The organism is Labedaea rhizosphaerae (assembly GCF_004362825.1).
In the GTDB taxonomy this organism is placed as follows: Bacteria; Actinomycetota; Actinomycetes; order Mycobacteriales; family Pseudonocardiaceae; genus Labedaea; species Labedaea rhizosphaerae.
Genome location: NZ_SNXZ01000003.1, coordinates 749,823 through 766,004, shown reverse-complemented (window position 1 = coordinate 766,004; position 16,182 = coordinate 749,823). Strand labels below are relative to the sequence as shown.

21 protein-coding genes are annotated in these 16,182 nt (G+C 70.1%); 9 read left to right on the top strand and 12 right to left on the bottom strand.

The window, feature by feature from the left end; translation table 11 throughout:
• Nucleotides 1-2: 2 nt before the first annotated feature.
• From EV186_RS20815 to EV186_RS20800, 4 genes are all read left to right on the top strand, one after another.
• Entirely contained in the window at nucleotides 3-446 is a 444-nt protein-coding gene (locus EV186_RS20815) for an Hsp20/alpha crystallin family protein (protein WP_133850969.1), read from the top strand.
• Between the two features lie 72 nt (nucleotides 447-518).
• Nucleotides 519-911, top strand: a complete 393-nt coding sequence (locus EV186_RS20810; protein WP_208115702.1) for a DUF6292 family protein — start codon at nucleotides 519-521, stop codon at nucleotides 909-911.
• 99 nt (nucleotides 912-1,010) lie between these two features.
• A complete protein-coding gene (locus tag EV186_RS20805; protein WP_133850968.1) occupies nucleotides 1,011-1,916 on the top strand; it encodes a helix-turn-helix domain-containing protein in 906 nt (301 codons plus the stop codon).
• Complete coding sequence (locus EV186_RS20800; RefSeq protein WP_424983049.1) at nucleotides 1,798-2,091, top strand: DUF397 domain-containing protein; 294 nt, start codon at nucleotides 1,798-1,800, stop codon at nucleotides 2,089-2,091. The genes EV186_RS20805 and EV186_RS20800 overlap by 119 nt, the downstream gene beginning before the upstream one ends.
• Here EV186_RS20800 and EV186_RS20795 read toward each other — a convergent pair.
• On the bottom strand, nucleotides 2,036-2,617 hold the full coding sequence (locus tag EV186_RS20795) for a TetR/AcrR family transcriptional regulator (protein ID WP_243754167.1): 582 nt from the start codon (nucleotides 2,615-2,617) through the stop codon (nucleotides 2,036-2,038). The two genes, EV186_RS20800 and EV186_RS20795, sit on opposite strands and share 56 nt — an antisense overlap.
• 76 nt (nucleotides 2,618-2,693) lie before the next feature.
• Between EV186_RS20795 and EV186_RS20790 the strand changes: the two genes are divergently transcribed.
• Nucleotides 2,694-3,788: an FAD-dependent monooxygenase gene (locus EV186_RS20790; RefSeq protein ID WP_133850965.1), complete on the top strand. Its 1,095-nt coding sequence runs from the start codon at nucleotides 2,694-2,696 to the stop codon at nucleotides 3,786-3,788.
• 168 nt (nucleotides 3,789-3,956) lie between these two features.
• On the opposite strand, the gene EV186_RS20785 is transcribed toward EV186_RS20790, so the two are convergent.
• Entirely contained in the window at nucleotides 3,957-4,535 is a 579-nt protein-coding gene (locus EV186_RS20785) for a TetR/AcrR family transcriptional regulator (RefSeq protein ID WP_133850964.1), read from the bottom strand.
• A 97-nt stretch (nucleotides 4,536-4,632) separates the two neighbouring features.
• Here EV186_RS20785 and EV186_RS20780 point away from each other — a divergent pair, with 97 nt between their 5' ends.
• Complete coding sequence (locus tag EV186_RS20780; protein ID WP_133850963.1) at nucleotides 4,633-5,835, top strand: FAD-dependent monooxygenase; 1,203 nt, start codon at nucleotides 4,633-4,635, stop codon at nucleotides 5,833-5,835.
• Between the two features lie 22 nt (nucleotides 5,836-5,857).
• Nucleotides 5,858-6,454 carry a GNAT family N-acetyltransferase gene (locus tag EV186_RS20775; RefSeq protein ID WP_133850962.1) on the top strand — a complete coding sequence of 199 codons (597 nt, stop codon included), beginning with the start codon at nucleotides 5,858-5,860 and terminating at the stop codon, nucleotides 6,452-6,454.
• A 20-nt stretch (nucleotides 6,455-6,474) separates the two neighbouring features.
• On the opposite strand, the gene EV186_RS20770 is transcribed toward EV186_RS20775, so the two are convergent.
• From EV186_RS20770 to EV186_RS20740, 8 genes are all read right to left on the bottom strand, one after another.
• Nucleotides 6,475-7,089, bottom strand: a complete 615-nt coding sequence (locus EV186_RS20770; RefSeq protein ID WP_133850961.1) for a TetR/AcrR family transcriptional regulator — start codon at nucleotides 7,087-7,089, stop codon at nucleotides 6,475-6,477.
• Nucleotides 7,090-7,247: 158 nt separating this feature from the next.
• A complete protein-coding gene (locus tag EV186_RS20765) occupies nucleotides 7,248-8,576 on the bottom strand; it encodes an ABC transporter substrate-binding protein (protein ID WP_133850960.1) in 1,329 nt (442 codons plus the stop codon).
• Nucleotides 8,573-9,628 (bottom strand): branched-chain amino acid ABC transporter permease, encoded by a 1,056-nt coding sequence (locus tag EV186_RS20760; RefSeq protein ID WP_133850959.1) that lies wholly within the window; start codon nucleotides 9,626-9,628, stop codon nucleotides 8,573-8,575. Before EV186_RS20760 ends, EV186_RS20765 begins: the two co-directional genes overlap by 4 nt.
• The gene (locus tag EV186_RS20755; RefSeq protein ID WP_133850958.1) at nucleotides 9,628-10,479 is read right to left on the bottom strand and encodes a branched-chain amino acid ABC transporter permease; all 852 of its coding nucleotides are present in this window, start codon (nucleotides 10,477-10,479) and stop codon (nucleotides 9,628-9,630) included. The genes EV186_RS20760 and EV186_RS20755 overlap by 1 nt, the downstream gene beginning before the upstream one ends.
• Before the next feature lie 17 nt (nucleotides 10,480-10,496).
• Nucleotides 10,497-10,628 carry a hypothetical protein gene (locus tag EV186_RS40545; protein ID WP_279538312.1) on the bottom strand — a complete coding sequence of 44 codons (132 nt, stop codon included), beginning with the start codon at nucleotides 10,626-10,628 and terminating at the stop codon, nucleotides 10,497-10,499.
• Nucleotides 10,629-10,645: 17 nt separating this feature from the next.
• Nucleotides 10,646-11,353, bottom strand: a complete 708-nt coding sequence (locus tag EV186_RS20750; protein WP_133850957.1) for an ABC transporter ATP-binding protein — start codon at nucleotides 11,351-11,353, stop codon at nucleotides 10,646-10,648.
• A complete protein-coding gene (locus EV186_RS20745; protein ID WP_133850956.1) occupies nucleotides 11,346-12,137 on the bottom strand; it encodes an ABC transporter ATP-binding protein in 792 nt (263 codons plus the stop codon). The genes EV186_RS20750 and EV186_RS20745 overlap by 8 nt, the downstream gene beginning before the upstream one ends.
• Before the next feature lie 78 nt (nucleotides 12,138-12,215).
• The gene (locus tag EV186_RS20740) at nucleotides 12,216-12,422 is read right to left on the bottom strand and encodes a hypothetical protein (RefSeq protein WP_133851383.1); all 207 of its coding nucleotides are present in this window, start codon (nucleotides 12,420-12,422) and stop codon (nucleotides 12,216-12,218) included.
• Between the two features lie 93 nt (nucleotides 12,423-12,515).
• On the opposite strand from EV186_RS20740, the gene EV186_RS20735 reads away from it, so the two are divergent.
• The gene (locus EV186_RS20735) at nucleotides 12,516-13,646 is read left to right on the top strand and encodes a sensor histidine kinase (RefSeq protein ID WP_133850955.1); all 1,131 of its coding nucleotides are present in this window, start codon (nucleotides 12,516-12,518) and stop codon (nucleotides 13,644-13,646) included.
• Nucleotides 13,646-14,308 carry a response regulator gene (locus EV186_RS20730; protein WP_208115700.1) on the top strand — a complete coding sequence of 221 codons (663 nt, stop codon included), beginning with the start codon at nucleotides 13,646-13,648 and terminating at the stop codon, nucleotides 14,306-14,308. The genes EV186_RS20735 and EV186_RS20730 overlap by 1 nt, the downstream gene beginning before the upstream one ends.
• Here the strand turns inward: EV186_RS20730 and EV186_RS20725 are convergent.
• A complete protein-coding gene (locus EV186_RS20725; RefSeq protein ID WP_208115748.1) occupies nucleotides 14,301-15,092 on the bottom strand; it encodes an isocitrate lyase/PEP mutase family protein in 792 nt (263 codons plus the stop codon). The genes EV186_RS20730 and EV186_RS20725 overlap by 8 nt on opposite strands.
• A 43-nt stretch (nucleotides 15,093-15,135) precedes the next feature.
• Nucleotides 15,136-16,179, bottom strand: a complete 1,044-nt coding sequence (locus tag EV186_RS20720; RefSeq protein ID WP_133850952.1) for a hypothetical protein — start codon at nucleotides 16,177-16,179, stop codon at nucleotides 15,136-15,138.
• Nucleotides 16,180-16,182 lie beyond the last annotated feature (3 nt).

Genomic DNA, 16,182 nt, shown 5'->3' with positions numbered 1-16,182 from the left:
CGATGTTGATGCGCACCGACCCGTTTCGTGAGTTCGACCGGCTGACCCAGCAGCTGTTCGGCGCGACGACTGGGACGTGGTCGAAGCCCGCGGCGATGCCGATGGACGCCTACCGCTCGGGCGATGAGTTCGTCGTCTGCTTCGACCTGCCGGGCATCGAGCCCGACGCGATCGAGCTCGACGTCGAGCGCAACGTGCTGACCGTCAAGGCCGAGCGCCGTCCGGCCGCCACCGGTGACAACGTGCAGATGCAGATCGCCGAGCGCCCGCTGGGCGTGTTCTCCCGCCAGCTCTTCCTCGGCGACACCCTGGTCACCGACGACATCAAGGCCGACTACGACGCCGGCGTGCTGACGCTGCGCATCCCGATCGCCGAGAAGGCGAAGCCGCGCCGCATCGCGATCGGTTCGGGCAGCGGCACCCAACGCACCGAAATCGAAGCCTGAGGACGTCGCGGTGGCCGGGTCCACGAGCCCGGCCACCGCGATCGCCCGTGGCACGGCACCGAAGGGAGCGCCATGTTGACCGCCGAACTCCTCGCACCGGCCGCGTTGTGGGGGTACCTGGGCGCGGTCGCGGAATATTTGGGTGTGGGGATCGAGTCCGTCACCGTGGACCTCGACCCGCCGGCGTCGGCCTACGTGGCCCTCGACGGCGGCGCGCCGGGCCACATGGACGGCGAGCTCGCGCTGCTGTGGGACGAGCGGCACGGTTGGGCGGCGGCGGTCGAGACCGGCGCGGGTGACGAGGTGAACGTGCTCGGCTACCTCGGCGGCGTGCACGCGGTCGCGGACCCGGCCGAGGTGAAGCGGTTCGTGGACGCGGTGCGGTCCGGGTGGCGGCCGACCATGCGGCCGCCGGAGTTCGCGCCCACCAACGACTTGGACGAGTACCTGACGCGCGAAACGTGAGCCGTCCCCGAATTGGCACGGTGCCAACGGGTGATCCTTTGGGGTGGCTTCGCGCGCTTGGTCTTTTTATCTGCGGTCGGGGCGTTCTAGCTTGTGGGCATGGGAAGGACGAACGCCCCCGCCGGATACCGCGAACTCGGTGCGGCGCTGCGGAATCTGCGCAAGGAAGCCGGTCTGACGGGTCGCAGTGTCGCCTTCCGAACGGGCTGGGACCCGACCAAGATCTCACGCATCGAGTCGGGCCAGGTGCACCTGGACGTCGCCGATGTGTGCTGGTACTTGGGCAAACTCCAGGTGCCGCGCGAAGTTGCGGTGCCACTGATCGACCGGTGTCGGCAGACGAGGAACAATCCAGGTTTCTGGATGACACCATTCGGCGAGTCGGTCCCAGATGCGCTCAGCTCGCTGCTCTATCACGAGTCCACCGCGAACGTGTCGACGAGCTATGAGTCGCAGGTCATTCCCGGCCTGCTGCAGACCGAGCGTTATGCGCGGACGCTGATCGGCGGAAACCTTACCTACACCAAAGAAGACGTCGACGTGAGCGTTCGGACGAGGGTGGATCGACGCTGGGTCCTCAGTCGTAGCGATTGCGCTTTTTGCTTCTACATCCACGAGCAGGCGCTCCGCACGGTGATCGGCGGCACCGACGTCATGTGCGAGCAAATGCTTGCGCTTGCCTTGGAGGGCCACGCTCCGAACGTCGAGGTTCGGGTGATTCCCGGCTCGATCGGCGATCACCCAACCCTGCTTGGCTCGTTCCGTGTCTTTGAGTTCGATGAGCATGAGACGCTCGTTCACCTGGACAACTTTGCTGTGGCGTCCTTCTGGTTCGAGGATCAAGACTTCGTCGCGCGCTACAACAGGCTCGTGCGTCATCTCGCCGATGTCGCAGCGAACGTGGAACAATCTCGGAAGTTCATCGCCGCCTTGGCGGACGAGTACGACCGAGGGAGCAGCACACATGGACTCCGCGCAGTGGAGGAAGAGCACCTTCAGCGGTGATACCGGGAACAGTGACTGCGTAGAGGTGGCGCTCGACCAGCTTCAAGCCGCTGTGCGCGACTCCAAGAACTCGGCCGGGCCCCGGCTTCTCGTTCCCTTCGACTCCTGGCGATCCTTCCTCAGCGTCGCCACGGTTCCAGGGCCACTTCGGCCGCCGTCTGCACCGCTGTCTTGAGCACGGCCGGGTCGCCCTCCTCCAGCAGCGCGTAGAGCACCGCTGTGATCGCGCCGATGAAGGCGCCGGTCAGCGCGCTCGCGCGCACGTAGTCGAGCTCCGGGAACGCGTCGGCCAGGTGCCGCGCGATCTCCCGCTGCGCATCCAGCTGCAACTGCAGTCCCTTCCCGCGCACCGCGGGCACCGTCTGGACCAACCGCAAGCGCAACGCCGCCAGGGGGCTGACCATGTCGTCGCTGCGCTCGCTCGCCCCACTCAACGCACGCAACAACACCTCGGCGGGTCCCTCGTCCGCACCCCGGTCCGCGATCGCGGCCAGGGTCGCCTGCACGCGCTCGTCGGACTCGGGGAACAGCAGCTCTTCCTTGCTGGCGAAGTAGCTGAAGAACGTCCGGGCGCCGACCTCGGCCTTCGCCGTGATGTCGGCGATGGTCGTCTCGTCGTAGCCCTGGCGCTCGAACAACTCCGTCGCCGCGTCCACCAGTGCCTGGCGGGTCCGGGCTCGCTTGCGCTCGCGCAGAGTCATGCGGGGAAGCATACGGCACTCACCGCAAATCGGCAGTCATTGCAAATCTGCAATGACTGCCGTTACAGTGGTCGGCATGCGAACAGTGCTGATCTCCGGAGCCGGTGTGGCCGGCTCGACCCTCGCCTACTTCCTGGCGCGCAACGGCTTCGCGCCGACGGTCGTCGAACGGTCCCGCGGCCTGCGTTCCAGTGGGAACCCCGTCGACGTGCGTGGGCCGGCCGTGCCCGTCGTCGAGAAGATGGGGGTTCTGCCGCGTCTGAAAGAGGTCGCCACCAGGACGACCAGGATGCGGCTGCTCGACGCCGAGGGCCGCCAGGTCGCCACGATGGCCATGCCCGCCGCGCGCGGCAACGAGGTCAACGAGGTCGAGGTGCCGCGCGCCGACCTCGCCGCCGTCCTGCACGAGGCCGCCCGCGACGACGCCGAATACCTCTTCGACGATGCCATCACCGGCCTGAGCCAGGACGAGCACGGCGTCGAGGTCACGTTCGACCACGCGACGCCGCGCCGGTTCGACCTGGTGATCGGCGCGGACGGCCTGCACTCCAACGTCCGGCGCCTGGCCTTCGGTCCCGAGCGCGACTACGTGCGCCCGACCGGCATCCACGTCGCCACGACCCCGCTCGGCGAGCCGGTCGACCACCCGCACGACGTGCTCATCCAGAACACGCCCGGCCGCATGGTCTCCATCCATCCGGGACGCGACAAAGCGTTGGTGGCGTTCATCTTCCGTGCCACGCTCGACGGCTTCGAGCACCGCGATCCGGCCCAGCACAAGCGAATCGTCACCGAGGCGTACGCCGACCTCGGCTGGCGCGTGCCGCACCTGCTCGACCGGTTCCGCGCGGCCGACGACGTGTTCTTCGACGCGGTCAGCGTGGTCGACCTGCCGTCGTGGTCACGGGACCGGATCGCGTTGCTCGGCGACGCGGCCTCCTGCGTTTCCTTGCTGGGCGACGGTTCCAGCCTCGCGATCGCGGGCGCGCACAGCCTCGCGACGGCGCTGGCCGACGGGTCCGGGTTCGCCCGCTACGAGACCGAGCACCGCGCCCGCGTGCTGCCGAAACAGCGCGCCATCAAGCGTTCCGCGGCCTTGCTCGTGCCCAAGACGCGCCTCGGCCTCGCCGCCCGCAACCTCGCGGCACGCGTCCTGCCGAACGCCGCCTGACGACCCACTTTTCCACAGGCGACCAGTTGTCCACAGATCCGCGCTCGCCCCACCACACCCCCGCTGACCTCGATAGACTGGTCAAGGGGGAGCCCCCGGGAGGGTGGGCCTCCGTCTCGCGCACGAATTCGACCAAGCCACGAATTCGACCAAGCGCTCGACCGCCGCCTACCGGAGTTGATCCGCCAGGGCGGTGAGCCCGGCAACCACATCTGCCCCGCTCGGCGACTTCTCGCCGGCGAACAGCCACTGGAACATCAGCCCCGACACCAGCGCCATCTGCACGGCGCCGACGCTGAACTCGAGTTTGTCGTCCACGTCGTCCTCGGGGATCTCGGTCAGCCCCGCGGCCAGCCCGCGCCGGCCCTCGCGCATGGCGCTGGTCATGAGTTCGCGCATCTGCGGGTTGTGCTCGGCCACCACCGACGCCTCGACCGAGGCCAGCCAGAGCTGGTGGTTGGTCCGCACGGACGCGGCGAGCTCGTCCCACAGCGCGGCGTACTGCTCCTTGCGGTCGGCACCACGCGCGGCCGCCGCCTCGACCGCCTTGGTCATCTCGCCGCCCCACTCGTCCATGGCCTGCACGTACGCCTGGAACAACAGCTCCTCGCGCGACCCGAAGTGGTAGCCGATCGCCGCGTGGCTGACGCCCGCGGCGGCGGCGATGTCGCGCACGGTCGTGCGTGCCCAGCCGCGCTCTTTCAAGCAGGTCACGGCGCCTGCCAGCAGGTCTTCCCGGTTGCCCATGCGAGCAGTCTAGACCAACTGGTTTGACCAACTGGATTGACCAAATGGTTAAACCGCTTGTACAGTCCTGCTCAGCCACCAACTGGAGGAGAAGGAAATGACCAGCGTTCTCGTGTCCGGAGCCGGCATCGCCGGCCCGGCGCTCGCCCACGAACTCGGCAACCGCGGCTTCGACGTCACCGTCGTCGAGCGCGCGCCTGCCCTGCGCGAGGGCGGCAGCGCCGTCGACTTCCGCGGCAAGCAGACGACCTTGCTGGCGAAGATGGGCATCCTCGACGACGTCCGGGCGCTGCAGACGGCCATGGGTGAGCAGGTCGTCATCGACGAGCGCGGCGAGCGGGTGGCCGCGCTGCCCTCGGCGTTCTTCAGCGGCGACGTCGAGATCGAGCGCGGCGACCTCACCCGGATCCTGTACGACAAGTCCAAGGACAAGGCCGAGTACGTCTTCGGCGACTGGATCACCGCCCTGCACGACGACGGCGCGGGCGTCGACGTCACGTTCGCGAGCGGCTCGACGCGCCGGTTCGACCTGGTCGTCGGCGCCGACGGCACGCACTCCGGGGTGCGCGCGCTGCTCTTCGGCCCGGAAGAGCGGTTCCGCAAGGACACCGGGTACGTCCTCGCCGGGTTCGACGCACCCAACACGTTCGGGCTCGACCACCTGGGCCTGATCTACAACCGGCCGGGGCTGGGCGTCCTGGTGAGCAGCGGGCGCAATCGCGAAGCGGTCAACGTCGGCCTCGTGATGGAGATGGCGCGCCCGGACCTGCACCACCGCGACACGGCCGGGCAGAAGCGGCTGGTGGCCGACGCCTTCACCGGCGCGGGCTGGCGGGTGCCCGAACTGCTGGAGCACATGGCGAGCGTCGAGGACCTGTACTTCGACACGCTCTGCCAGATCTCGCTGGAGCGCTGGTCCCAGGGTCGGGTCGTGCTGCTCGGCGACGCGGCGTGGTCGGCGGGCATCGGCGGGTCCGGCACCGGGCTCGGCATGATCGGCGCCTACATCCTGGCCGGTGAGCTGGCCACCGCGCCCGATCACCACACCGCGTTCGCCAACTACGAGAAGATGCTGCGCCCCGCCGCCGCGGCCGGGCAGAAGCAGGCGAAGAACGCGGGTCCGTTCCTGGCGCCGACGTCGGCGAAGAAGATCGCCCAGCGCAACAAGATGTACAAGAAGCTGACCGGCGGGCCGATGCTGCGGCTGTTCACCTGGTTGTCCCTGCGCGCGGCCAACAAGCCGCCGTTGCCGGACTACCCGGCGGCGCCGGCGGCCTCGGTGGCCACCAAAACCGCTTGAGGGTCGCCCTAGCGTGAGCCACGTGCCCTTCATCGAACCGGTGCCCGCCGAATTGCGGACCGACGAGTTCGTCCTGCGTCCGATCGTGGCCGACGACGCGGAACTGGACTACGACGCCGTGATGGACACCCGCGAACACCTGCGGTTGTGGCGGCAGTCGACGTGGCCCGAGGACGACTTCACGGTGGCGGAGAACCGCGAGGACCTCGTCGACATGGAAGAACGCCATGCCGCGGGTCGGGCATTCTCGTACACGGTGCTCGACCCGGCGGGCACCGAGTGCCTGGGCTGCGTCTACGTCTTCGCCACGAGCGCCAAGTTCCTCGCCAACGCCACGGTGCTCCCGGTCGGCGGTGACGAGTGCGGCGACGAGTGGGGCGACGTGGACGCGGTCGTCTTCTTCTGGGTTCGCCGATCCCGGATGGAGTCGGGAATGGACGAACGGCTTCTTGCGGCGCTCCGCGCGTGGTTCGCCGGGCCGTGGCAGCTCGAGAACACGGTCTATGTCACGAGCGAGCCGTTCACCCAGCAGGTGGAGCTGTTGGCGCGCACCGATCTCACGCGCAAGTTCGAGCTGATCGAGCCCGGCACGCCGGGCAAGCGCCTGGCCTTCGGCTGATCCCGGACTGATTCGCCGGGCTAGTCCTCCCGGCGCAGGCCCGAGAGCAACAGGTCGGCGAAGTAGCCGCCGACCTGCTCGCCGGTGAGCTCGCCGTCGGGGTGGTACCACATGCTCAACCGGTGCACGGCGCCGAAACCGTAGTGCACCACGAGGTCCGCGGGGACGTCCGCACGGAACTCGCCGCTGCGCTGGCCTTCCTCGATCAGGCCGCGGAACCGCTGGTGGTAGCGCCTGCGTTCGGCGCGCACCTGCGCCTGCTTCTCGGGCTGGAGCAGGTGCATCGACTGGAAGAAGATGGTGGCGTCCGCCAAGTTCTGCACGCTGGTGAGCACCACGTCGGCCATGATCGCGTGCACCCGCTCGCGCAGCGGGCGGTCGCTGGCGGCGATCCGCTCCATCCGCTCGGTCTGCATCCGCAGCATCCGGGTGTAGATCTCCGACAGCAGATCGTCCTTGGAGTCGAAGTAGTGGTAGAGCGCGCCCTTGGTCACGCCGGCCGCCTCGACGATCTCGCGGACCGAGGTCGCCTCGAACCCCTTCTCCGCGAACAGCACGGCGGCCGTGCGCAGGATCCGGTCCCGCATCGGCAGGGCCTCCGCGGCCGCGTCGACGCTGCTCCCCGCTGTCGTCATGCGATCGTCTCGCTGCCGCGAGCCTGCGCCCGATCCCATTGGCGCATGGCATACACGATTCGCTCGCAAGCTTCGCTCATGCTGTGTTCCCTCCGGTCCCGCACACCTTAAACGGCGGGTGGTGCCTGCCGGGGCGCAACCGGCAGGCACCACTCACGTCACCCGCTGACCAGGGCGACCTGGTCCGGCGTCTGCCGCTGACCGGTGGCCGCGGTGACCGCGCCGGTGCCCCGGTCGGTGACCTGTGGCTGCCGCAGGACGGTCTCCTTGCCCTTGCCGTCCAGCTTGAAGACCAGCGCGCCGGTGTACCCGGAGTGCGAGTCCTTGGAGAACCCGAACGGGATCAGGCCCGGCCCGGCGATCTGCCCGGACGCCATCGCGTCCACGACCTTCTGGCGGGTCAGGTCGCGCCCGGCCAGCTTGAGCGCCTGGGCGAACGTGTAGGCCTGCGCCATGCCGAAGACCAGCGTGTCGGTGAAGGCCTCGCCGGGGATGTACTTGTCGTGGATCTTCTTGAAGAACGTGGTCCACGGGTCGTCGGCCATCCCGACGCCGGGCAGGTAGCCGGTGCCGATGATGCCGTTGAGCAAGGCGTTGCCGTCCACTGTGGAGCCCGCCTGCTTCGCGAACTGCGTCAGCAGCCCGGAAAGCGTTGCCGGGTCGGCGCCGATGCTGCTGATCACGAACTGCGGGTGGTAGCCGAGCTTGGCCGCGGTGAGGATCATCAGCGCCGCGAACGCGGGGATGCACGAGCACACGACCACCTCGGCGCCCGAGGACTTCAGCGCCGAGATCTGCGGACCGACGTCGGTGTTGGCCGTGTCGTAGCCCTGCCGCGACACCGTCTGGTCCTTGATGAACTGGTCGAGCCCGGCCTGGGCGTCCCGGCCGACGTCGTCGTTCTGGAAGAAGTCGCCGACCTTCTTCCCGCCGAAGTTGTCCTTGATGTACTTGCCCTGGATCTTGCCCTCGCGGGTGTAGTCGACCTGGAAGCCGAAGGTCATCGGGTGCTTGACCGGGTCGTCCCACATCAGCGCGCCGGAGGAGACCAGCAGGTCGGGCACGCCCTCGGTGTTGAGGTAGTCGATGACCTTCGAGTGCGTCGGCGTGCCGAGGCCGCCGACGATGGCGAACACCTTGTCCTGCAACACGAGTTTCTTGACGACCTCGACGGTCTTCGCCGGGTTGTAGCCGTCGTCCTCGACCCGGTAGTCGATCTTGCGGCCGTTGATGCCGCCCGCGTCGTTGATGTAGGAGTACACGGCCTTGGCGCCGACGGAGATCTTGCTGTAGCCGGGCGCGGCGGGACCGGTGAGCGGCTGGTGGGTGCCGATGACGACGCTGGTGTCGGTGACGCCCGCGGTCGCGTTGGCCCCCGACGCCGGTTTTCCGCCACCCCCGCCGCCGGTCTCGCCCGCACCGCCACACGCGGCGAGCACGAGCGTGCCCGCGGCGAGGACCGTGCCCAACCGGATGGATCGTCTCATCGGTTTCCTCCTCGGGTGCGATGGGCGAGCGCGCCGAGACGGCGCAACCCGCCCTGGATGCCGTGCGGCGCAACGAAAGTGATCACGATGAGGATCACCCCGTACAGCGCGAGCGGAAGGTTGTTGGCCACGGGCGTCGGCAACTGCAGCGCGTCGGAGACGTCCTCGGCCCAGGCCTGGAAGTAGACGAGCGCGAGCGCGCCCCAGAGCGCGCCCCACAGGCTGCCGATCCCGCCGAGCACCAGCGCGGCGAGCAGGCTCAGCGACAGCGCCGGGGTGAACGAGCCGGGCGCGGCCGTGCCGAGCAGGAACGCCTGCAGCCCACCGGCGAGGCCACCGCAGGCCGCGCTGATCAGGAACGCGACGATCTTCGTGCGGCCGACGTGGATGCCCGCGAGCGAGGCGGCCACCTCGTCGTCGCGCACCGAACGCATCCGCCGGCCGAGGCGGCCGCGGGCGATGTTGGCCAGCAGCACCAACGCGATCAGCACGGTCAGCCAGACCAGCCACGCCTGCCAGCGGGTGCTGGGCACGGCGAGGCCGGCTGGTTCGCTGTTGACGGTGAAGCTCAGCCCGTTGCTGCCGCCGAGGAAGTCGGGGAACCGCTGCGTGATCGCGGGCAGCCCGACGGCCAGCGCGAGCGTCGCCCCGGCCAGGTAGGGGCCGTGCAGCCGCGCGGCGGCAGCGCCGGTGAGCAACCCCGCGATGCCACCGGCGACGGCCGCCGCGATCAGGTCCGCCCAGATCGGCAGGCTCGGCGCGTGGATCACGAGCAGGCCCACGGTGTAGGCGCCGATGAACAGGAAAGCGCCGTGGCCCAAGGAGATCTGGCCGCCCATGCCGGTGAGGACGGCGAGTCCGGCCAGCGCCAGCACGTAGTAGCCGACGGTGGCGATGCGCAGGTTGGTGAACGGGTCGGTGGCCAGCGTCAGCGCGACCACGAGGACCAGGGCGATGATCGCCGCGCCGAGGTGCAGCAGCAGCGGCGGGATCGCGCGCCGTGCCTGCGCGGTCGTCCGGGTCGCGGGCTTGGTCACGGTGTCGGCCCCCATCAGACCCGCCTCGCGATCGTCGTGCCGAACAGGCCGTTGGGCCGCACGGCCAGCACCACGACCAGGATCGCCAGCGCGGCCATGGTGACCAGCTCCGGTCCCAAGTAGCCGGACACATAGGACAGTCCGACGCCGAGCACGAACCCGCCGATGATCGTGCCGATCGGGTTGTCCAGCCCGCCGATCACCGCCGCGGTCAGGGCGTAGACGAACACGCCGTCCAGCACGTTGGGGTACAGGAACGGTGCGGTGGCGATCATCCCGGCGATCGACCCGACGAACGCGGCGAGCGCCCAGCCGAGGGTGAGCATCAGGCCGACCCGCACGCCGAGCAGTCTCGCCACGTCCGGGCGGAAGGCGGAGGCCCGCATCTTCAAGCCGATCGGCGTGACCTTGAACAACAGGAGCAGAGCGGACGCGGTGACCACGACGAGGCCGACGGCGAAGGCGTCGTTGGTGGAGAAGCGGCCGCGGAAGTCGAAGGCGTAGGGGAACGCGTGCGGTTCGTTCGACCAGATCATGCCGACCAGCGCCTGCAGGACGAGCAGCAGGCCGAGGGTGACGATGATCGCGCTGAGTTCGCTCTTGCGTTGCACCGGCCGGATCAGCACCCGTTCCACGACCGCGCCCATGACCACCCCGGCCCCCAGCGCGACGGCGAAGGCGAGCCAGTAGTTGCCGGTGGCCTTGTTGACCGCGTACGCCAGGTAGACCGCCACCAGGGCGAGCGCGGGCTGGGCGAAGTTCACCACCCGGGTCGCCCGGTAGATGATCACCAGTGACAGCCCGAGCGCGGCGTAGACCGCGCCGCTGGAGATGCCGTTGAGGGTGAGGTCGAGGAACCGGTCCACGCGGTCGCCTTTCTGCTTCAGAAACCGAGGTGCCGGGTCACGGGCTTGTTCGTGCCTGCTGGGCGCAGTGGGGATCGGCCCGGCAGCGGCGGGAGCGGCGGACCGGTGCGCGCGTCGCCGATCGTGAGCGCGGGACGGTCGGGGGTCATGGGTGCCCTTTCTGCTTTCAGAAGCCCAAGTAGGCGTGCCGGAGCTGGTCGTCGGCCGCAAGCGTTTTCGCCTCGTCGCTGGCCACGACCCGGCCCAGCGAGAGCACGAGCCCACGGTCGGCAATGGACAGTGCGCTGCGGGCGTTCTGCTCGACCAGCAACACGGTCAGGCCGGTCTGTGCCCGCAGGTCGTCCAGGACACGCATGATGCTGGCGGTGATCATCGGCGCGAGGCCGAGCGACGGTTCGTCCAGCAGCAGCAGGCGCGGGCGGCCCATCAGCGCGCGGCCGATGGCGAGCATCTGCCGTTCGCCGCCGGACAGGGTGCTCGCGGGTTTGCGCTGCCGCTGGGCCAGTGGTTCGAAGAGCTCGTAGACCTCGGTGAACGCCTTGGCGCGATCGCGCTTGTCCTTGCGCCACAACGCACCCAGCCGCAGGTTCTCCTCGACGGTGAGCTCGGTCAGGACGCCGCCGCCCTCGGGGACGTGGGCCATGCCCAGCCGGGCGATGCGATCGGCGGCCAGGGCGGTGATGTTCGTGCCGTCCATGCGCACCCGGCCCTTCTTGGCCGGGTGCAGGCCGCTGAGCGTGCGGAGCAAGGTCGTCTTGCCCGCGCCGTTGGCGCCGAGCACCGCGGTGATGGCGCCGGGCGCGATGCTCATGGTCACGTCGTCCAGCGCGCGGACCGGCCCGTACGCTGCGGTGAGCCCCTCGACCTCAAGCACTGTCGCGCTCCCGGGCCGGGTCGCCGAGGTAGGCCTCGGTGACCAGCGGATCGTTGCGCACCTTCGCGGGATCGCCTTCGGCGATGACCTCGCCGAAGTTGAGCACGACGACCCGGTCGCACACCCGCATCACCAGGTCGACGTGGTGTTCGACCAGCATGATCGCCATGTCCTCGCGCAGGGTGCGCAGGTGCGTGACGAGCTCGGCCATGTCCTGTTCGGACAGTCCGCTGGCCGGCTCGTCGAGCAGCAACAGCTCCGGCTCGGCGGCCAGCGCGCGGGCGAGGGCGGCGCGTTTCTGCACGCCGTAGGGCAGCTCGCCGGGATAGCGGTGGGCCGTGTCGGCGATGCCGAGCGTCGCCAGCGCGGTCATCGCCTTGGCCCGCAGGTCTCGCTCGCCGCGGGCCGCGCCCCGGCTGCCGAGCACGCTCGCGGCAAGGCCGGACTTGGCGGTGCGATCGGCGCCGGCCATGACGTTGTGCAGCACGCTCAGCCCGGCGAAGAGGCCGAGGCCCTGCAGCGTGCGGGCGATGCCGAGGTTCGCGAGCTGGTCGGGGCGGTGGTTGCGCAAGGTGGTGCCGCGCCAGCTCAGGGTGCCCTGCTTGGGGCGGACGAAGCCGCAGACGACGTTGAACAACGTGGTCTTACCCGCGCCGTTCGGCCCGATCACGCCGACGACGGTGCGCGGGGCGACCTCGAGCGAGACGTCGCTCAGGGCGACCAGCCCGCCGAACCGCACGGTCACCCCGGCCACGCTCAGCAGCGGTTGTTCGGCGTTGGTCATGTAGGCCTTTCGTCATACCGACCGGACGGTATGACGAAGGGTGATGGCCATCACAAGGGATGTCAAGGGCCTCTTTGCCTACGGGCGCGTCCCGGCCCCTCGTCCGGGACGCGCCCGGTGGATGGCGGTGATCGCCGCGACCAGGACCGCGACCATCACGACGGTGATCGCGACGTTCGCCGCGCCGGGGACCCGGTCCTCGATCAGCCGCTGCTTGGCGAAGTTGCAGCCGACGATGACCACGACGTAGACCCACCACGGCGCCCACTTGTTCTCCGTTGCCATGGCATCGAGCCTGGCGGTCGCGGGCAGGCTCGCGCGTCGGCCGTCGGTGCTCATCAGTTCGTCGGATGCGGCGGGCTGAGCTGCTGTGATCGGATGGGTGGCGTGGTGCGGCTGCGCGACTTGCCGGAATGGCAACAGGATGCGGTGATCGTGGCCGGCTCGGTCGCGATCGGTGTGCTGCTGTACCTGATCGGACTGAACCCGCTGTACACGACCGGCCCCCACGCCGGGTGGCTGCACCCGGTCGTGTTCGGGTGCTTGTGCGTCGTGGAGCTTTTCCGCCGCCGGGCGCCGTTGGCCGTGCTGGCCGTCGGTGGCGCGCTGCTCGCGCTCGACGGCGTGTTCGGCCTGACGATGCCGGTGCTGATCGTGTTCGCCGACCTCTTGTACGCGGCCACCCTGTACGGGCCACGGCGGGTGAGCTGGGAACCGTTGGCCGCGCTGGGCACCGTCGTCGCGGTGGGACTCGCGTTGCTGGTCGCCCCGGACTGGCGGACGACGCTGGTGTCGTGCCTGGCCGCGTTGCCGATCGTCGTGGTGCCGGTGTGGTGGGCGGCCAATGTCCGCCAGCACCACGAGAGCGTGGCGCAGCTGGCCAGGATCGCCGAGCTGGACCGGGTCGCGGCCGTGGCCGCCACCCGCGCGCAGATGGCCCGCGACCTGCACGACGTGATCGCCGGGCACCTGTCGGCCATCGCGCTGCAGTCGGAGGCGGCGTTGTCCCTGCGTTCGGACCTGTCCCTCGACGTCCTGCGTGCCGTGCGCGAGAACAGCCTGAGCGCGTTGGACGAGATGCGGGCGATGATCCAGTTGCTGCGGTCGTCCGGCGGCGAGGACGCGGTTGCCGCGCCGGCTCGGCTCGCCGAGTTGTCAGCCTTGTTCTCCTCGGCCCGGGCCGGCGGAATGTCGCTGTCCGCCTCGGTGGACCTGGGTGAGGGTCGTTTGCCCGCGGCCGTGGACCTGGCCGCCTATCGCATCGTTCAGGAGGCGTTGACCAATGCGATGAAGCACGCACCCGGGGCCGCGGTGCGGGTCGAGGTGCGGTGCTCGGGCGGCTCGGTGGTGGTCTTCGTGGCGAACGACCTCACCGGTGCCGCGGTCGAGGAACCAGGAATCGGGTTGCTGACCATGAAGGAGCGTGCGGAGGTGGTCGGTGGGTCGTTGACCGCCGGGCGCGACGGTGCCCGGTGGCGGGTGCAGGCCGAACTGCCGGTGGAGGCGTGATGGTCCGGGTTCTGGTCGCCGACGACCACGGCGCGGTGCGGGCCGGGCTCGTGCTCATCCTGGCCAACGCCGAGGGGATCTCGGTCGTCGGTGAGGCGGTCGACGGCGCCGACGCGGTGGCCAAGGCCCGCGCGCTGCGTCCGGACGTCGTGCTGATGGACGTGCGGATGCCCGGCATGGACGGGATTGCCGCCACCCGGGCCATCGTCGGTGCGGGGGTGTGCGAGGTGCTGGTGCTCACCACCTTCGACCTGGACGAGTACGTGTATGCGGCGTTGCGGGCCGGGGCCGCCGGGTTCTTGCTGAAGTCGGTGGAGGCGGCTCGGCTGGTCGAGGCGGTCCGGTTGGTGGCGGCCGGGGAGGGGGTGCTGGCGCCCCAGGTGACGCGCCGGCTGATCTCGGCTTTCGCCGCCGGGGGACCAGCGGCGTCGGTGCCGTCTGTGTCGTCGGTGCCGTCGCTGGACGTGTTGACGGCGCGTGAACGGGACGTGCTGGCGTGCCTCGGCGAAGGGTTGTCCAATGCCGAGATCGCGGCGCGCCTGTTCATCGGCGAGACCACGGTCAAGACCCACGTGTCCAGGGTGTTGTCCAAATTGGACCTGCGCTCCCGGGTCCAGGCGGCGATCCTGGCCCAGGAGGCAGGTCTGGGACGGCTCAGGTGAACAGGGAGTTCATGGTGCCGTAGTCGGGACCGTCGGCGAGCGCGTCGTAGCTGCCCTCCTCGAGCAACGCCTTGGCCGCACGCGCGGCCGTGCCGTAGGCGGCCTGGGCCACCGCGGTCCCCACGCTCAGCCGCCGCACCCCGATCGCCGCCAGCTCCTTGGGCGAGGCCACCCCGGGGAAGCCCATCACGTTGATCGGCAAGGGCGACTGGTCCACCAGCGAGCGCAGCGCGTCGAGGTCGATCAAGCCCGGCACGAACAAGCAGTCCGCGCCCGCCTCCGCGTAGGCCCGGGCCCGGGCCAGCAGGTCGTCGAAGTCCTTGTCGCCCAGCAAGAACACATCGGTCCGGGCGTTGAGCACGAACTCCGCCGGCGCCGACGCCCGGGCCGCCTTCAGGCGCTCGGCCTGCTCCGCGATGGCGAACAGGGTGCCGTCCGGTTTGGAGTCCTCCAGGTTCGCGCCCACCGCACCCGCCGCCACCACGGCGGCGATCGTCGCGCCCACGTCGTCCGGCGCGGGGCCGTAGCCGCCTTCGATGTCCGCCGTCACCGGCACGTCCACCGCGGCCACCACGCGGCGGACCACCTCGACCATCTCCGCGCGGCCCAGCTGCTGACCGTCCGCCTTCCCCAGGGACCAGGCGACGCCGCCGCTGGTGGTCGCCACGGCCTTCGCTCCGGCATTCACGATCACCGCCGCACTGCCCGCGTCCCACGCGTTCGGCAGCACCAGCAGCGAGTCCTCGTGCAAGGCGCGGAACGCCTTGGCCTTCTCCACATCCATCGTCACGCGGCGCACGTTAGCGGCACCCACCGACAGAAACCGGTCAGTCCCAGTTCCCGAGCCACTTCGGGACGGCCAGGCCCAGGTCAGCGGCCAGTTCGTGCGCCTCCTTGCGCAGCCGCGCCAGCTCGCCCTTGGGATCGGACGCCGTGCGCACCGACGTGACGACCTGGGCCAAGGCGTGCGAGTCGTGGTCGCGGGCGGCGGCGCGGATCGCGGTCGGCACGGTGGAGTCGAAGGCGACGTCGAAGCGTTCCAGGCCGCTGCCCGCGCTCGTGCACGCGTCGCATTCGCACGAGCGGAGCTCGCCGCGGGCCACGTCGATGCCGCGCAGCCAGCTCAGCAGCCGCGGCACGAACACCTGGGGGCTGCGTTTGGGGCGGACACCGTCGGCCCGGCGCGCGATCGGGCCGCCCAGGTGCCGGGTCGACGACGACAGGCCGATGGCGGCCAGGGACGCGCCCGCGGCGATCGCCGGGATGCCGACCGGTCCGGTGCGCAGCAGTTCCAGCTTCCGGCCGGTTCGGGTGCTCCAGCGCAGCAGTCGTTGCAGGGCGAAGACCTTGTAGGAGGAGTTCACCGGGTCGATCGGGGCGCTCAGGACCAGCGAGATGTCCCGGTCCGCGGCCCGGACCGCCTCGGCCAGGGCGCCGCTGTGCTTGGACCCGAGCCAGCCGCCGTCCAGCACCAGCGAGACGGAGACCGGGGTGCGGTGGTCGCGGTCGAGCTCGGCCTTCAGGGCGTCGAGGTCGCCCGCCCGCAACCGGGTGCCAGGGGTGCGGACCACGCTGAGCCCCAGCTCGGCCTGGGCCTGGACCCAGTCGAACTCGGGCAGGTCGAGGTCCAGACCCAGCTGGCCTTCGACGACCGGTGGCTTGCGGGCGGTGCCACGAGCCAAGTAGGCGGCCGGGTCGAGGTCGACGCCGGACAGCGCATTGGCGGCGGCCAGTTTGCGGGCGACCGTGAGCCCGGAGACGCCTTGCAGGGTGACCCCACCGAACCGTTCGCGGTTGGTGATGGCGTCGGCCAGGCTGCAACGGCCGAGGTACGGCTGCACCCGCCCCAGCGACGACCGTCCGGCACCCATGCC

Bases quoted from the DNA above. Each gene is read 5' to 3' on its own strand.
- EV186_RS20785 (WP_133850964.1), bottom strand. From the start codon at position 4,535: ATGGGCAACCGGGAAGACCTGCTGGCAGGCGCCGTGACCTGCTTGAAA.
- EV186_RS20725 (WP_208115748.1), bottom strand. From the start codon at position 15,092: ATGGATGTGGAGAAGGCCAAGGCGTTCCGCGCCTTGCACGAGGACTCG.
- EV186_RS20805 (WP_133850968.1), top strand. From the start codon at position 1,011: ATGGGAAGGACGAACGCCCCCGCCGGATACCGCGAACTCGGTGCGGCG.
- EV186_RS20810 (WP_208115702.1), top strand. From the start codon at position 519: ATGTTGACCGCCGAACTCCTCGCACCGGCCGCGTTGTGGGGGTACCTG.
- EV186_RS20770 (WP_133850961.1), bottom strand. From the start codon at position 7,089: ATGACGACAGCGGGGAGCAGCGTCGACGCGGCCGCGGAGGCCCTGCCG.
- EV186_RS20760 (WP_133850959.1), bottom strand. From the start codon at position 9,628: ATGGGGGCCGACACCGTGACCAAGCCCGCGACCCGGACGACCGCGCAG.
- EV186_RS20745 (WP_133850956.1), bottom strand. From the start codon at position 12,137: ATGACCAACGCCGAACAACCGCTGCTGAGCGTGGCCGGGGTGACCGTG.
- EV186_RS20790 (WP_133850965.1), top strand. From the start codon at position 2,694: ATGCGAACAGTGCTGATCTCCGGAGCCGGTGTGGCCGGCTCGACCCTC.
- EV186_RS20795 (WP_243754167.1), bottom strand. From the start codon at position 2,617: ATGACTCTGCGCGAGCGCAAGCGAGCCCGGACCCGCCAGGCACTGGTG.
- EV186_RS20720 (WP_133850952.1), bottom strand. From the start codon at position 16,179: ATGGGTGCCGGACGGTCGTCGCTGGGGCGGGTGCAGCCGTACCTCGGC.
- EV186_RS20740 (WP_133851383.1), bottom strand. From the start codon at position 12,422: ATGGCAACGGAGAACAAGTGGGCGCCGTGGTGGGTCTACGTCGTGGTC.
- EV186_RS20780 (WP_133850963.1), top strand. From the start codon at position 4,633: ATGACCAGCGTTCTCGTGTCCGGAGCCGGCATCGCCGGCCCGGCGCTC.
- EV186_RS20800 (WP_424983049.1), top strand. From the start codon at position 1,798: ATGTCGCAGCGAACGTGGAACAATCTCGGAAGTTCATCGCCGCCTTGG.
- EV186_RS20735 (WP_133850955.1), top strand. From the start codon at position 12,516: ATGGGTGGCGTGGTGCGGCTGCGCGACTTGCCGGAATGGCAACAGGAT.
- EV186_RS20730 (WP_208115700.1), top strand. From the start codon at position 13,646: ATGGTCCGGGTTCTGGTCGCCGACGACCACGGCGCGGTGCGGGCCGGG.
- EV186_RS20815 (WP_133850969.1), top strand. From the start codon at position 3: ATGTTGATGCGCACCGACCCGTTTCGTGAGTTCGACCGGCTGACCCAG.
- EV186_RS40545 (WP_279538312.1), bottom strand. From the start codon at position 10,628: ATGACCCCCGACCGTCCCGCGCTCACGATCGGCGACGCGCGCACCGGT.
- EV186_RS20765 (WP_133850960.1), bottom strand. From the start codon at position 8,576: ATGAGACGATCCATCCGGTTGGGCACGGTCCTCGCCGCGGGCACGCTC.